Here is a 14,101-nt window from a genome sequence, read left to right as displayed (position 1 = left end):
ATCACCGCCTTCTGCGGCCTTCAGTGTGCAACGGTGGCGGATTACGATGCCCTAACGATGACTGAACTGCGCCTGGATAAGTGCTCCGGTTGTTCTGAACAGGAAAGCCACCGCGTTTATCATGGCAACCGTGACAGACGACAAAAATGCACCCACCGCCAACACCAACGTTATCAGCAGTACGACCGGCAACGCGTCAGGCAGCATATCGCTGCGGGTCTGGCGTAAGGCCAGCGAGAAGGCGTACAAATTACTGTCGTGCATGATGAACTGCTGCAGGGCGACGCCGTGATGCCAGAGAACAAACGCGCTCCAGATGAAAAACAGGGTAAACCAGGCCATCAGGCTACGGGCACTTTTGTATTGCGTGAGCAATTCCTTCAGTTGGGCGTTTAGCGGCAACGCTCGTCACAGTCTGGACGCGGAGATTGGCGTCTGGACGAGGAAGCGGAATATCACAGGAGGAAAAGCAGGCACGGCCACCGGAGAATTAAAGGGTGGCGTGTAGGGTTGTTACGTTATGCATGGAGAAGACAGGGTATTCAGATATTAACCTGAAAAAACGTAATACAGGAAACTGGGGAAATTCATCCTATAAGAGATTTAGCCTTGGCACGTATTTCAGCCAACTCGTTTACAGCAACCGTTCCTTTTTTGGTTATCTTTCTGGCTCGCCAGTCAACACAGGTCACCTGATCGGCTAGGGCGACACCCTCACGGCTTCCTGATAATTCCACTTCGAACGGGTAGTTTTTGACTTGTGTCGTACAGGGAACACAGAGTAAAAGCCCCACTTTGTTGTTATAAGCAAAAGGACTGAGGACAACGGCAGGACGATGCCCTCCTTGCTCGTGTCCCGCGACAGGATCAAAATCAATCCAGATCAAATCCCCCGAGTCAGGTACAAAACGGGAAACCATCAGAGTAACTCCTTGCCTGTCGGAGCACCAAAATCGGCTTTATCATGGATATTATCAGCAGAGATCCCCGCCAGAAGAGCATCCAGCGAGTATTCTTTTACTCTCGTTGGAACGATGATGATGCGTCCTTCTTCCACGACAATTTCAACGGTATCATCAATGTTCAGAGAGGCTGCTTTCATGATTGCAACCGGTAGCCTGACTGACGGGCTATTGCCCCATTTTTTTACGATAACTTGTGCCATTTCTTCACCCTCGCGTATCAACAATGATGATACTGTATCATTACTACTTTTAGTGTCAACTTTGTTGATACGTATTGATTAACAAGAGGGCTGACCGGATGGCACAGGACCGTGTGCCATCCGGTAATGCATAAACGAGTGGGGAAAGGTTAGTTCATGATTCCGGCGACGGATTTGGCCAACTGAGCTTCCAGAACCGGTTTAGCTTCTTCGAACTTGAGGTTCACCTTGTTGGCGTTAGAAACCACGCGTGTCTGGTATTTCATGCGGTTACCTTCTTCACTGCTGGTCTGCACCTTCACACCCGAGTTACCCTGGCGTAATGCGGCGATGTTATCTGTTGTTACGGTCGCTTTGCTGCGTTCCGAAATCTGCAGATCGGTCACCATTGTGTAGTTGGTGTCTTCTACCATCGCGTCTGCCGCCATACCGGCAAGACCTGCGGCCAGTCCTACACCCAGGATCGCACCGCCAGATGTACTGTTATATGCGGTGATACCCGCCCCTAGTGCGGCACCTGCGGCAGCACCTTCATAGCCCGTTGAGAGCAGCCCCTGCGCCTGACGCAGGTCCATTTTCTCGGCTTTCAGGACGTTGGCCTGGATCCAGTAATAGGCAGAGTCCGGTGACGACGTGACGTTATAGCCTTTAGCACGCAAATCCTGTGCTAATAGCGTTTGCAGGTCGCTCATGTCTTTGTCAGAGGTGTTTCGGATCTGGATATAGACCGTTTTTTCGCTGGATGGCTCCAGCCACACGGTCTGACTCATCTGTGTTTTCACATCGAGGCTACGTTTTTTGATGGCGGTGCCCATCGCGCTACAACCGGAAAGTACCAGACATGAGACGACCACAGCCGCCACAAGAGAATTGCGGTTTTTCATTTACTGTTTCCTTGTCAAAAAATGGGGCAGGCACGCCCCGAAACATTTGCTATTTGGATATAAATCTGGAGGGTGAAACCCTTCCGTTAGAATTACAGAAGGGTTATCGGCAGTAGGGGATGTAACTTAAATATTTTTGACCAACTTGCTGATTTTTTCTAAAGCCATTCCTGAACCCAATCGGCTTACCTCTGAACCAATTACTATACCCATAGCAAACATCATAACTAACAAGAGTGCGGGGATAGCAAAACAAAACCAAGGGGACATCGCTGCAAGCACCCCAGAACAAACCATCAAAAAAATGAAGAGACTGATTATTCTGCTAGTAACCTTGTGGAGGTGCTGCAATATAATGGATTTATTTCGAACATCGTCAGGCAAAGTAAGATACATCAACAGTTTATTATAAGTTAGTAGAACAAAGAATAATCCAATGATGGTTGTTGGAACTACCACGGCCCACCCTTCGGTTGCAAGGAAATGCATATATCCCGTTATGGTTTTCTCATTCCATTCCGCACTAAAATAAAATACAACTGTGCTTATGAAACTCAGGACGACCGATAATAAAGGAATTAATGAGACCTTCTTTAGTAGTACAGATGATGAAGGAATTAGACGTTTATTTGAATCTAAACTATCCATTAGGTAATTCACATCTGCTTCAACTTGTTCTACAGTCAAGTTTCCCATGCATGCCGTCCTTATATTAAACTAAGATGCCTTTTTCTGCGCTGCTCTAAGTTTTTCCAACTTCTTTTCAAATCCAGTTGTTTCAGAATTATCAACAACAGGTTTAGTCTGCCTAATGTCCTCTTCAGTGCGGCCAATCTGCTGGCTTTTCACCGCACCCTGATGCTCATTTCTGAGTATATCACTGGATGCCTGAACAGGGGTTTCATTTTGATCGATTTTCCCGCCATTTTCTCTAATGACATTAGAATTCGCAGATCTTTGTGCTGTAACCTGCGCCGCCACGTTGCTTGGGATACCTGCACCCTCCGCGTGCGCTCTCACTTTCTCCGCTGCTGAATTATAATTCTCAGTCATTGACGCTGAAGGCGGACCACCCTGCACGTTAAGATCTCTCTCCCGATTATGCAGGTTCACCTCATCAGCATGAACAGATTCGGCACCCCCAATCCGGTTCCGTTGTGGGCGGTGCGCTTCATCCTGTGTTGATTGGTGATTTTCGGCCACCGGCGCTGACTGCTGGCCACTTTGTACGTGGTGCTCCCGGTTATGCAAATTGACTTCATCGGAGCTTGCAGACGCCGTTCCTGTACCAGGAACCTGGGAAGTGCTGTGAACGTCCGGCGCACTCACAAACGGGGCAGTCCGTTGTGGGGTCGTTTCAAAGACGCCTGATGGTGTCGTTCCATTGACGTTTTCAGTACTGCCGGCTACCCCACTCGCTCCATAAGGCGCAGGGATTGAGTCACCTCCTGCGGTATGTTGCGCAGTGACCGCGCCGTATTCTAACGAGTTTGATGGTGTCAGAGGTTGTGTGTTTGTCTGTTCCGTCCGTGCGCCGTAGTTTTGCATGATTTCCGGCTCGAGACGCTCCTTCATAAACTCCGTGGCCGCTTCCCGCGCAGAGTTAACGTTGGTCAGAATACCCTGGGCATTATTACCAAATTTAGCCGTCGTCCAGTCCACGAATTCCTGGTTGTAGTTTGCATCCAGGCTGGCACTTTCGTTCTGGGCCAGCGTGGCCATCCGGCTGAATTCCTGACTTTTAGTGCTGCTGTCAGTGTACTGATGATACTGACTTTTGGCATCGTTCAGCGTCGCGGCATACTGCTCGACCTGGGAATTCGACTGGTTATCCGTCTGGTTGCCAGACTCGCTCACGCGCGCTGACGTCACCATATCCATGCCCTGGCGGAAATCCTTAACCGTCTGGCTGTTTTCGTCATGGCGGAAGTCTTTCCCTTCTGAGTGAGTATCCTGCGTACCGTGCGCACTGCCCGAGGTATGTCTCCAGTCAGTATTGATATGCGCCTCACCACCCACACTCACACCCGAGGCCCATTTGCCCAATTTCCCGACGAGCTGATCGCCAGAATCAACCTTAACATTCGCCGACATGCCTGCTCCCCCTGAACCCTGATTAGTGATGTCCATCAGCTGGTTGTAGGCCTCCTGGGTAGAGATATTATGGGCTTTACCATAGCTTTCAGCGGCTGACATCATCATGCTCGCCCCCCGTGTTGCGTTGGTGGCCTGGGTGTTTTCACTGCCCTGCGTCATGGAGGCGCTGTTACCGCTTTGGCTGGTTAACTGGTTCAGTTGCTGGAAGCCGCTGGTGACACTGTGGTTATACCCATCGAGCGCCGTTTGCGCCTCCTGCTGTGCCTGCCGCGACTGCTCCTGGAAACCGCTGCTCGCCAGTGAACTGAGTCGCATGTTAACCGGCAGGTTAGAGATGGCCTGAGACGTGTCATAGACGTTATGACCGTCAGCCGTCAGGGTGCGCATCCCGCCATTTTCCATCTGGTGGCTTTGTTGACCCATACGTTGCGACAGGTTGGTGTCAAATTTGTTGGCGTTAACGTTGTCCATCGACATGTTATTAAACGACCAGTTGCCGTCAGCGGTCGTGGATGCCTGCCCGCCGGCTGAGAACGCCGCCGAACTCATCACGCCACCCACCACCTGCGATGCCACCGAGGCCGCCCCTTTCGTCAGGAAAAAGGACAGTACCGGTATCGACATACTGAGATAGCCTGCGATATTGGCCACGTCAGAATGCTGCAGGGCAATGCGATCCTGATTCGCCAGCACCAACGCCGTTGAACCGGTTTTTGACTGGAGGTAGAAGTTGGCCAGGGAATTCAAAATCGCAAACATCACCGGCCACATCTGGAAATACAAAAACCCGCCGGCGTACAGCTTGAGGGTATTCAGCCCAAAGATGGTGTGGTTGACCAGGGCCAGCGCAATCACCAGCGGGAAAAGGCCAATAAGAATCAGCATCATCAGGGACTGGAACATCGGTAACGTTTGTGAGGCAATTGCCCCGCCCGCCGCCCAGCTCAGACGCTGTTTGGTCAGGGTCGATTCGGTGGCCAGATTCACCAGGTTTGCCGTATCCGAGGAACGGGCGGCAAACCCTTTCCAGCCGTCGCGGATGGCGGCATTGGTCACGTTGTTACGCATAATCTGTGAGGCACTCAGCCCGCCCGCATAGAAAAATCCGTAGCTGTCGTTCATGGCATTGCTCAGCAACGCATCCGCATTCACTTTACTGCCAAACACGCGGATCGCCATATCGTGCCAGCTGACGCCGCCCACCGAAATATCACTCCCCATCAGCGTTCTGATGGTTCCGGCGGCCTGCTGGCAGGTCACAAACTGCCTTACCCCGCTCACCGTCTGATAGATCCCCCGTAAAGGACTCGGGTTATTGGTGATCAGCGTCAGCGGGTCGGTGCTGTTCAGCAACTGGTTGATGGTGTATTTGTTGTTAAGCAGAATGTCGCCAATCACGCAGTTTTCGACATAGTCCGTTAGCATCTGTGCCAGCTGCGGGTTTTGCGTCCGAAAATTGGAGGTTTGCGCCACGATTTGAGAACCAAACAGCATCCCGCTCTTGGTATAGGTCAGCGAGTCCGGGCGCGATAAGGTGTAATCATACAACTGCGCCACCCCAAATCCCGCACTGGTGGTCAGTCCCGCGATCATGGCCAGCCCCAGCGGCACATTGTCCACCTCGTACACGGCGGCCGGGTCGGTGATGTCGAGGATTTGAACTGACCGTTTTGGCACCAGTAACACGGACGTAATAAACATGAATACGGCCAGCCAGTGCATAAACACGCGCGGATCACGGGTTTTGATAAAGGACACCATCACCCCCAGCACGCCAAATGTGCTGACAATGCGAAGCAAGGTATCAAACGTATCGGCCCCCAGAATGGTGACGACGCCGTTTAACACCTGCCGCCACATGTCCCCACCGAATATCGTATAGATTTCAGTCATTGCTGGTCCCCCAACGGTAGTTACCCTGATATGACGTTGAAATAATGGTTGAGACCTGTTGCTGGAGGTACTGCATGTTGCGGTCAATACCGTCCAGCGCGTTCTGATCGGCCGCCGACTGCAGCTTCATGTTGGCCAGCAGCTGCTGTGCCTGAGCCACGTTCTGCCGCAGCTCTCCCGCCGCCTGTTCCGGGAAGTTTTTCCCGGCCAGCGACTGACTGGCCTGCTTCACCAACTCCTGCAGGTACTGGATCATTAAATCCTGCGCAATGTAATCCGCCACCTGGATGAGGTAGGTCGGGCTTTGCCCCATACTCTGCGAGTTGGTCAGGTATTTCAGGACGGGGACAGAGGTGGTGTTGAGAAACCCCTTTTCCCGGTCGGATAAGCCGGTGTCATCCGTCAGCTTCTGGTTCATGGACAGCATGATGTTTTGGACCAGCGTGACCAGCGCGTTATTGCTGCTGATGGTGACGCTGGCCACAGTCGGCCCGAGGCAAAGGTCGGGTTCATCACAACCGTAAATCTTGGCGGTCCCGCCGCGCATCAGTACGGTGATCACATCCCGGTTATCCACCATCGGCGTCAGGATAGTCACCTGCCCGGCGCTGTTGAAAATGATGGATCCGACGATACTCATCACCAGCTCTTTCAGCTGGCGGTTCCCGTCGAAAAGATGATTGCGCCCGAGCGCATCCCAGATGAGATTTTTGTTCTTCAGCACCTGGTCTTTTTCATTGGCGTTGGCCCGACTCGTGACGCTGTCACCCTGCCCGCCTACCGTGCACCCCTGCCGGGATGAGGCCCAGTCGGAGAAAATATTGTCGTCACCGGCAATGTCCTGGCAGATTTTCTGGTTGGAAAGCTGGGACACGGGCCAGAGGCCCCCAATGATCCCCTGCGCTGCCTGGCATGAACTCATGTTGGCGGAGTTCACGTCGGAGGCGATTTTTTGCAGAAAGTCTTTGGCCTGTTTCAGTTCAGGCACCATCGTCTGCAACGCCAGGTCGAAGGCGTAGCCTGCCGCATTACTCATGATTTGCTTGGCAAAGCGCTGAATTTCCTCACCACTGATAAACGAGAAGGCGCCCAGATAGGCATCAATGCCCCCACAGCCGGAATTCAGGGAAGGCACCTGCATCGAGATAAGTTGTACCTGTTTTACCGGATTTCGCAGATACACCGAACCACCGGTGATGTAGCCTGCGGCCTGCCCCTGCCAGGCCTGCGCTTTGGAGACGTTGCCGTCATAGCCCAGACTGCCGAAAAACCCGTTCAGGTCGCCCTGTACGTCGGCCAGCGCAGGGGTACTCATACCCATTACGGTTACAATTGACAGAAGTAGCTGCCGAAATTTCATCGTGATGCCTCCTGATGAAATGGATTGATGTCGGTTGGCTCATACCCTCTATTTTCTAAAGGGAAATCGTTCCTTTTCAGAACCATTTTTGTCTTCATGGCTTTACCCGTTCTTTATTGTTAAAAGCATTGAAAATCCGGCCGATAACGTGAAAGCACCCGCACCTTACCTGTGCATCATTTATCAGCTTGTGACGATGAGGGGATGGAAATTTGAGAAAACTGACGGCAGCCTGCATGATGGTCAGCTTGCTTATTGCTGCAAGCGTTTATCCAATGGCACAAAACGCGTATGACTCAGCCAACGCAAATAAAAGCTACAAAAAATCCGCGCTTTCCCTGGGGGATACAACTGGCACCTTTGATGCCAAATTTCTGTCCCACCGGTTGATTAAATTTGATGAAGAAAGCGGTCTGGCAACGGTAGAAAAGGCTAGCAAGGCTTATGGGAATACTGAGGCTTATTTTAATTCCACCAGAAGGGATTGCGCCTCAAACCTGAGTAACGTGCGTTTCCTTGCCTGCGCTAACAAGCTGCTCGGTAAATGCTTTTACTACACGCCTGTTGCAGCCGTCTCTAAAGGGTGGTCTGCCCGCTTTTCAGACTGTGATTTGAATGTCTATCTTCTGATGGATGCTATGCATATAGCAGGGAAAGAGGCCGAAATTGTTTATGCCCCACACCATGCGTTCGTGGCTTACCGTGATGAGCAAACCGGCCAAATCGCGTATTGGGAAACTACAGATAATCACAATTCAGGGAAACTTGCGGATCTACAAGAAAGCTTTTACCTGAAAACACCCGGTCATTTTTATTATCAGCCGCAACCTTTCTCTTATGCCGAAAAGCTTTACCCCGCTTTGGTTATTGATGAAATCAAATCTCTCCAACGTCGTGATGCTCTACGTCAGTTTCTCAACATGAATTTCGCTGATAACCCAATCGTGCAAGATGGCTGGTACGAAAATAAAAAACACATAACCCGTGAAGATGCTCAGACACTGCTTTTTCTGCTGAAAACCGATATTACGTCCGTATCGAAAAGGATCTTATTGGCAAAATACCTGAATACTCATAACCAGCAGGACAAAGCCCAGTTTTTTCTCTCGCAGATAACAGATGATAACTGTAATGATGCCTGCCTGACGCTTAAGAGCCAGTACTCTTTCAAATACAGCTTCGCTCACTGGTCTTTAAAATACATCTCGCTCTCCCTGCCTGATTTCTTTAAAAGTATCAGGCAGTCGTTAAAATTTTACTTACTCATTTTCGTTTGCTCCGTTCTATACACAGTAAACCTAAAAGTAACCCTGCAAATATGTAAAAGAAAGGTTCATTCCCTGCCACTACATCCGGATAGGCGCGTTGAGTGAAAATATAAAACGCGGTTGCCAAACTGGCAGCGCAGTAAATTCCATAACGGCGCAGCCAACCGTTGAGAGTGGGTAGCCCTGAACTGATGACGTGATCCAGGTAAATGCACCACACCGGTAGTAGGGTAAACAACCACCCAGGCAGGCTGAAAAACATCCGGTCTGACAAGTAGCGCCATTCCGCACCCGGTGGAAACGTAGGAACGGTGTCGGCTCGGGTGCAGAAGAAAAACCACCACGTTGTACCGCACCAGATAATGGCGCACAGCAGCACAAGCTTTTCAGCGGGTGTTCTCTTCGTCTTTACCGGCTGTGCGCACGGATCTGTTGTCTTCATCTTTTTTCTTCCTTTGGGATAACCACAACGTCACCGCTTAGCGGATGGCGTTCTCAGGCTTGATGTTCATCTACCGTCGGGGAACGGACATGCGTTACTGCGGGGTGATGGCCTGACTGGAAGGCACCGGCCCCAGCGTATTGGAGGGCAGATTGTCGATATCCGCCTCAATCATCAGCGCGACGCGCTGGCTCAGGGTGCCCATGTCGGTATCCCCCTGATAAAGCGGAAAAGCCGCAATGGTATTGTCCGGACGCGGGGTGGCGACGTTAACCAGAAACGTGGTCGGCGTGGCGATGGGCAAGCCATTGCCAAAAAACGTCATGATTTCACCCGCCAGCGGCTCATTGGCGCCGCGTTTACGGGGAATAAGGGCCACCGGAAAGGACGTATCACCATAGCCGTCAAGCGTATAGGGATAAACCTTGATACCGACCTCATCTGACCACTGCTTTAACTTCGGGTCGAATTTCGCGCTGTACGGACACCCCCGCTGCATAAACACCACGATGGCATAATTGTTCAGGTTCACCTCGCGCCCGTCGGTGAGCGTCATCATGTGCGGCGCACGATTTGAGGGAATACGCGCCTGCGGTAACCCCAGGTCAGGCAGCGCCGGTGACCAGTTCGTTTGTGTCTTGGACCTTTCCAGTGCCGCTATCTGGTCGGCCACGGTTGCCTGCGCGACCAGCGGAGTCATCAGGCAAAAGAAAGGCAACAGAAGGGTAAGTTTCACGATTTTGCCTCCCGGTTCTTCCTGCGCGCCTTACGGTGTGCGAGGACTTCAGACGCGATGAGCACGACCAGCGACAGGATAAGGCAGGTGAAGGTTGAAAAAACCAACACCTGTCGCGTCAGCGTCGCCGAGTAGGCCAGCAATTCACTCAGGCAGTTAGCGAGGATGCCAAGCAGAAATAACACGGCCACGACGGGCAAATTATTCATGTTTTTGCTCCTATTTCCCGCCCTGAACCGCCATGCCAAAAGCCACAACGGGCTTCCGGCCTTTACGTCCCACCATCAGCCAGCGTGCGGCCAAATAGACACACGCGTAAAGCGTGGTGAGAAGCCCGTAGAGATTAAGCAGGTTGTGATTAAACCCCGTGATATAGGTTTCACGGCTCACCTGTTCGGGGACACATTGGTAAGGTGACGGCGTGACCGGCTGCGGTAGCGCCCGTTCATTGACTGTCATGCCCGCCGGGAGAGCAGCACATCCCCATACGTTACCCGGCGCGGCCCCCTCCACCAGCCCTTCGGCCTGACGGATGACAAACGCCCCCGGCGAAGGCCAGGCATTAACCACTATAAAGAGAGAGAAAATAAACACCGGCCCGATGACCATGATATCGAGCACGAGCCTGACCGCAGCCCAGCCGGCTGCGGCGCCCGTTTTGAGCGCTGAAAGTTGCATGAGAAATCCTCGGTTCTGAAGAAGGGGTTAAACGGGGGGTTAGTCGGTGAGGTCTGCCGCGTAAGGCACGATACGTTCACCGACACTCAGGAAGGAGCAGAGCAAGATGAAATCGCCCGTCCCCTGCTGTGGGCAATAGTCAAAGTTCAGCATGTCGTCCATGAAGTGCGCCTGTATCGCACTTTCCAGCGCATGACAGTCCAATCCGGGGCGCGTTGAAAATGTCACAACGTCATACTCAATGCCGGTGAACGTTTCACCTTCCCTGATGCTTTCAATATTAAGAATAATGCTTTGCATAATGGGGTCTTACTTTAGAAGTTAGGTTTGAAACCCGTGGCCACGTTCAGGAAGCGCTTCGCCAGGTCATCCTGTGTCATAAAGCCATAAGCCAGCGGACGAAAGTCGCGGGAGGCCGGGTTAACCAGGAATAAAGCGGGGAAATGGCTGATGCCCATCCGGGCACTTTGCCCTGCGTCCTGGCGGCTGTCCGGCACCTGCGGGGAGATTTGACCGTCCACGCTCACCGGAATTAACGAGATATGCCGCGTGCGGGCAAAGTCAGCCACCACCCCGGCCATCTGCGCATCAATCGGATCACTGCCGCGATAGAAGTAAAACATCCCGTACTGGGCAGACAGTTCGCTGATGGCCTGTGCCTGTTTGGCCTGGTCGCTGGCTTGCTGCAGCGGTGCCGTACTGTTGTAGTGCGGGTGTTCGAGGTTGTAATCCAGATCGGGATGATCCAACTGCGCCACCGCAAACGACTGGCTGAACATCGATGCCCTGTCCGTCCAGAACTTCTGCCAGCGCAGGAAGGTGGCGGTATTTTCGCTCGACGGGTTAAGAATGGCCCGGTCCAGCGCCTCCTTCGTGTAACGCTTGAGCACTGCCGCCTGCTCTGACGGTGACAGCTTGCTAAAATCCGGCACTTGCGGGGACGGGGCCGGTTTGGGTGCCGGCGTGTCCGCCGGCTTCTTCGGTTCGTTGTACCAGTGCCAGCCGGTGAACGGATCCGCTGGTGTCACCACCGCATCAGCCGGTGTATCTGTACCGTCCGCCCACGCCGGGAGCGCGAGACTGAGCAGGCAGGCAAACCACAGTGTTTTCATCATTTCCCTCCGCCCTGCGCGTTAACCTGCGCCGCAATCCGGTCTTTCACCTGCTGAACCATCACCGACGAGTTCGGGATTTTCTGGTTGGTCATCAGGTCGCTGTAGAAATCGGCAAAGTTAATCAGGTCAAAGTTGATGGCCTGCAGCTCAGGCACGGTGATCCCCCGGCAGTTCGGTGAATCACCGCTGCCAAAACTCACACCCAGCTGATCGCGCCGCCCCTGCTCCTGAATAATGCGGGCCAGCTTGCCCCCGAACACGCAATACACCTGTTTTTTCTGAATACAAACGCCCAGCACGGCGCGATTGCAGGCCTCACCGACGCTGACTACCACCTTTTTCGCCTTGGCCTTGCCGATGGCCATTTCATCACTGTTGCAGTTCGCCAGCCCGGCGTTGTTCCCCCAGCCGGAGTCCACACAGCAGTTGGAGAATCCCGCCATTGCCTTGCGACAGGACATCGCCTGACCGGTAAAGGCTTTGATGTTGATCTGGTCGTTGACGACATCATCACCGGCTGATGCCAGTCCCGCGAGTTTGGCCACCGCCGTGTCAAAACCGCTGTCTCCGGCGCCGTTGGTATCGTCACAGTCCCCTGACATGCACAGGTAATTGCCGCCGCAGAGTTTGCCGGTAGAGGTGTAGGTCTTCTGGCACTGATACGTGACCTGTTGGTGCGAGCATTGCCCTGCCGTTTGTTCAGTACAGTGACTTCCGACGACGGTACAGCTGGCATCAGACATTAAAGCGGCACAGTTACCGTTACTGGCCGGCGTCGTCAGATAGGTATCGGTGTACTGCCAGCAGTCGCTGTGAACGGTGTAGGTCTGTCCGTTCACGGTGGTTGTCCTGTCGCCGCCGCCCACCGTGCATTGCGTGCTGATTAACTGGCCGCCCACGCTCTGGTCATCACACGCCTGCTGAACGTTGGTCTGGGGTTGATACGTTTGTACGGTAGTGACAGCCGTCATGCTGAGCGTCAGGGACGCAGATCCGTTACTAAAACCACGAATGATGCCGTCAAGGAAAGTCGTCTGGTGATTCACTGACCCAATCGTTAAAGAAAGCGTGACCGTCTCTCCCTGATTCATGTGATAGCCCGAAACAGACAGATTCTTTTGCGTGGTTCCCGAAATCCTGTCCGGTACGACCATCGCGTCCCCTAACACGCTCCAGGTGACTGTCCGGGCCAGATACCCCGACATGTTGAAGTTCGCCAGCTGAAGGTCGCCGGTAAAGGGTGCGACAAAGGTGGCATAAACCGTCAGGTTGTTGCGGTAGTAGGTGAAGTCCCCGGTATTGATTACCGCTGTCTGATTGGTTTGCGTCGTCACATACGTCCCACCTATCGTGACGGCACGGTTACAGCTTTGGGTCACCGCCACGTCTTTGTCGCAGGTGTAATTCTGGAAGGTGCTTTTACTGACCACTTTGTCCGTACACTGATCGTAGGTGCCGTTGACGACCGTGCCGGCAGTGCTCTCAGCATCCTTGCCGTTGGTAATGAACGGAGCCTTGGGGTCAATAGTCACCGCCGGATTGGTCGTGCCGGCGCTGATAACCGCCTGCCCGGCGTTGTTCTGGCCAAGTTCGGTCTGTCCTTTGTCACTGATACCGCCGTCTCCTCCCTGTACGCCCCCGTAATACCCGCTCTGTGACGGACTGGCGGTGTACCCCGGAATGACACTTGAGGGTGAGGTATTTTTCATCCCCGATGTGCCCTGACCGCTGTTAGATTTTCCGTAGCTGGAACCGGCATTAAAAGCATCGCTGACGGCATCGGCCTGTGCCCCCTGGGCACACAGCAGCAACAGTGGCAAAAGCAATCGCTTCATTATTTTCCCTCCGCCGTTTTCAGCAGCTGTGTCGCCGTCGCCGCACAATCTCCCCGGCGCACGACTTCTTCGAGTGCCTGCTTAACCGTCAGGCTGCCGTAAAGCACGTCATAGTTGCCCTGACAGGTGACCACCAGGGCGGGCACAGCCTTGATGCCGTATTGCTGATACAGCGTCGGGTCAATCTGCACCCCCGCCTCTTTATCTTTCTTGGACAGCTCAAACATCACCGAGGCCGTTTTGCGAAAATCGTTATCCAGCAGGCCACGCAGCGTCGCCGGTATACCAAAGCGGCGGGCATCGGCGAGCATGGGCAGTAACCCTTCTTCCGGAATGCCCAGACTCACAAAATAGAGCGCCTGCGGCGTGGGCCGGTCGGCGCTGTTCTGGTCAGCCTGGGACGCGGCGATTTCGTTTTGCAGCTGAGACACCTTATTTTGCTGTGCCGGTGGCAGGGTAATGTTCATGCCCTTCAGCTGCGCCTGGAACTGCTCAAGCTCGGTTTGCTTTTGTTTCATGTACGCCATATCACCGGCGGACACGGTGGGCTGCTCGGCTGCCTGCACGGATTGCGCGCAGAGCAGCGCGGCGCTGAGCGTCAGCGCCGTCATCAGGGGTCTGTTCATGG

At 53.3% G+C, this 14,101-nt stretch carries 15 protein-coding genes; 1 reads left to right on the top strand and 14 read right to left on the bottom strand.

The window, feature by feature from the left end; translation table 11 throughout:
• Nucleotides 1-51: 51 nt before the first annotated feature.
• The 7 genes from HGO41_RS22075 to traH form a co-directional block, all read right to left on the bottom strand.
• A complete protein-coding gene (locus HGO41_RS22075) occupies nt 52-402 on the bottom strand; it encodes a hypothetical protein (RefSeq protein ID WP_250981459.1) in 351 nt (116 codons plus the stop codon).
• A 185-nt stretch (nt 403-587) separates the two neighbouring features.
• Nucleotides 588-920 (bottom strand): endoribonuclease MazF, encoded by a 333-nt coding sequence (gene mazF / locus HGO41_RS22070; protein ID WP_037035625.1) that lies wholly within the window; start codon nt 918-920, stop codon nt 588-590.
• Nucleotides 920-1,165 carry an AbrB/MazE/SpoVT family DNA-binding domain-containing protein gene (locus HGO41_RS22065; protein ID WP_037035624.1) on the bottom strand — a complete coding sequence of 82 codons (246 nt, stop codon included), beginning with the start codon at nt 1,163-1,165 and terminating at the stop codon, nt 920-922. Before HGO41_RS22065 ends, mazF begins: the two co-directional genes overlap by 1 nt.
• Nucleotides 1,166-1,314: 149 nt before the next feature.
• Entirely contained in the window at nt 1,315-2,049 is a 735-nt protein-coding gene (gene traT / locus HGO41_RS22060) for a complement resistance protein TraT (protein ID WP_250981458.1), read from the bottom strand.
• Between the two features lie 126 nt (nt 2,050-2,175).
• A complete protein-coding gene (locus HGO41_RS22055; RefSeq protein ID WP_134706919.1) occupies nt 2,176-2,745 on the bottom strand; it encodes a hypothetical protein in 570 nt (189 codons plus the stop codon).
• Nucleotides 2,746-2,766: 21 nt separating this feature from the next.
• Nucleotides 2,767-6,039, bottom strand: a complete 3,273-nt coding sequence (gene traG, locus HGO41_RS22050; RefSeq protein ID WP_250981457.1) for a conjugal transfer mating-pair stabilization protein TraG — start codon at nt 6,037-6,039, stop codon at nt 2,767-2,769.
• The gene (gene traH / locus HGO41_RS22045) at nt 6,032-7,399 is read right to left on the bottom strand and encodes a conjugal transfer pilus assembly protein TraH (RefSeq protein WP_250981456.1); all 1,368 of its coding nucleotides are present in this window, start codon (nt 7,397-7,399) and stop codon (nt 6,032-6,034) included. Before traH ends, traG begins: the two co-directional genes overlap by 8 nt.
• A gap of 212 nt (nt 7,400-7,611) precedes the next feature.
• Between traH and HGO41_RS22040 the strand changes: the two genes are divergently transcribed.
• A complete protein-coding gene (locus HGO41_RS22040; protein WP_250981455.1) occupies nt 7,612-8,772 on the top strand; it encodes a hypothetical protein in 1,161 nt (386 codons plus the stop codon).
• A 431-nt stretch (nt 8,773-9,203) separates the two neighbouring features.
• Here the strand turns inward: HGO41_RS22040 and trbB are convergent, their stop codons facing one another.
• The 7 genes from trbB to trbC are packed head-to-tail and all read right to left on the bottom strand — an operon-like array spanning nt 9,204 to nt 14,099.
• Nucleotides 9,204-9,845, bottom strand: coding sequence for an F-type conjugal transfer protein TrbB (gene trbB / locus HGO41_RS22035; protein ID WP_250981454.1), 642 nt, complete (start codon nt 9,843-9,845; stop codon nt 9,204-9,206).
• Nucleotides 9,842-10,054, bottom strand: coding sequence for a hypothetical protein (locus HGO41_RS22030; protein ID WP_200227502.1), 213 nt, complete (start codon nt 10,052-10,054; stop codon nt 9,842-9,844). Before HGO41_RS22030 ends, trbB begins: the two co-directional genes overlap by 4 nt.
• Before the next feature lie 10 nt (nt 10,055-10,064).
• The gene (locus HGO41_RS22025) at nt 10,065-10,523 is read right to left on the bottom strand and encodes a hypothetical protein (RefSeq protein WP_250981453.1); all 459 of its coding nucleotides are present in this window, start codon (nt 10,521-10,523) and stop codon (nt 10,065-10,067) included.
• 39 nt (nt 10,524-10,562) lie between these two features.
• Nucleotides 10,563-10,823 (bottom strand): hypothetical protein, encoded by a 261-nt coding sequence (locus tag HGO41_RS22020; protein ID WP_250981452.1) that lies wholly within the window; start codon nt 10,821-10,823, stop codon nt 10,563-10,565.
• A 14-nt stretch (nt 10,824-10,837) separates the two neighbouring features.
• Nucleotides 10,838-11,635: a type-F conjugative transfer system pilin assembly protein TraF gene (gene traF / locus HGO41_RS22015; protein ID WP_250981471.1), complete on the bottom strand. Its 798-nt coding sequence runs from the start codon at nt 11,633-11,635 to the stop codon at nt 10,838-10,840.
• A complete protein-coding gene (gene traN / locus HGO41_RS22010) occupies nt 11,635-13,473 on the bottom strand; it encodes a type-F conjugative transfer system mating-pair stabilization protein TraN (RefSeq protein ID WP_250981451.1) in 1,839 nt (612 codons plus the stop codon). Before traN ends, traF begins: the two co-directional genes overlap by 1 nt.
• Nucleotides 13,473-14,099: a type-F conjugative transfer system pilin assembly protein TrbC gene (gene trbC / locus HGO41_RS22005; protein ID WP_250981450.1), complete on the bottom strand. Its 627-nt coding sequence runs from the start codon at nt 14,097-14,099 to the stop codon at nt 13,473-13,475. The genes traN and trbC overlap by 1 nt, the downstream gene beginning before the upstream one ends.
• Nucleotides 14,100-14,101 lie beyond the last annotated feature (2 nt).

The sequence above is a fragment of the Rahnella sp. CG8 genome (genome assembly GCF_023701875.1).
GTDB classification, from domain to species: Bacteria; Pseudomonadota; Gammaproteobacteria; order Enterobacterales; family Enterobacteriaceae; genus Rahnella; species Rahnella aceris.
This window is presented reverse-complemented; position numbering and strand designations above follow the sequence as displayed.

Coding starts and splice junctions, on each gene's coding strand:
- mazF (WP_037035625.1), bottom strand. CDS start 920: ATGGTTTCCCGTTTTGTACCTGACTCGGGGGATTTGATCTGGATTGAT.
- HGO41_RS22065 (WP_037035624.1), bottom strand. CDS start 1,165: ATGGCACAAGTTATCGTAAAAAAATGGGGCAATAGCCCGTCAGTCAGG.
- traT (WP_250981458.1), bottom strand. CDS start 2,049: ATGAAAAACCGCAATTCTCTTGTGGCGGCTGTGGTCGTCTCATGTCTG.
- HGO41_RS22055 (WP_134706919.1), bottom strand. CDS start 2,745: ATGGGAAACTTGACTGTAGAACAAGTTGAAGCAGATGTGAATTACCTA.
- traG (WP_250981457.1), bottom strand. CDS start 6,039: ATGACTGAAATCTATACGATATTCGGTGGGGACATGTGGCGGCAGGTG.
- traH (WP_250981456.1), bottom strand. CDS start 7,399: ATGAAATTTCGGCAGCTACTTCTGTCAATTGTAACCGTAATGGGTATG.
- HGO41_RS22030 (WP_200227502.1), bottom strand. CDS start 10,054: ATGAATAATTTGCCCGTCGTGGCCGTGTTATTTCTGCTTGGCATCCTC.
- HGO41_RS22025 (WP_250981453.1), bottom strand. CDS start 10,523: ATGCAACTTTCAGCGCTCAAAACGGGCGCCGCAGCCGGCTGGGCTGCG.
- HGO41_RS22020 (WP_250981452.1), bottom strand. CDS start 10,823: ATGCAAAGCATTATTCTTAATATTGAAAGCATCAGGGAAGGTGAAACG.
- traF (WP_250981471.1), bottom strand. CDS start 11,635: ATGAAAACACTGTGGTTTGCCTGCCTGCTCAGTCTCGCGCTCCCGGCG.
- traN (WP_250981451.1), bottom strand. CDS start 13,473: ATGAAGCGATTGCTTTTGCCACTGTTGCTGCTGTGTGCCCAGGGGGCA.
- trbC (WP_250981450.1), bottom strand. CDS start 14,099: ATGAACAGACCCCTGATGACGGCGCTGACGCTCAGCGCCGCGCTGCTC.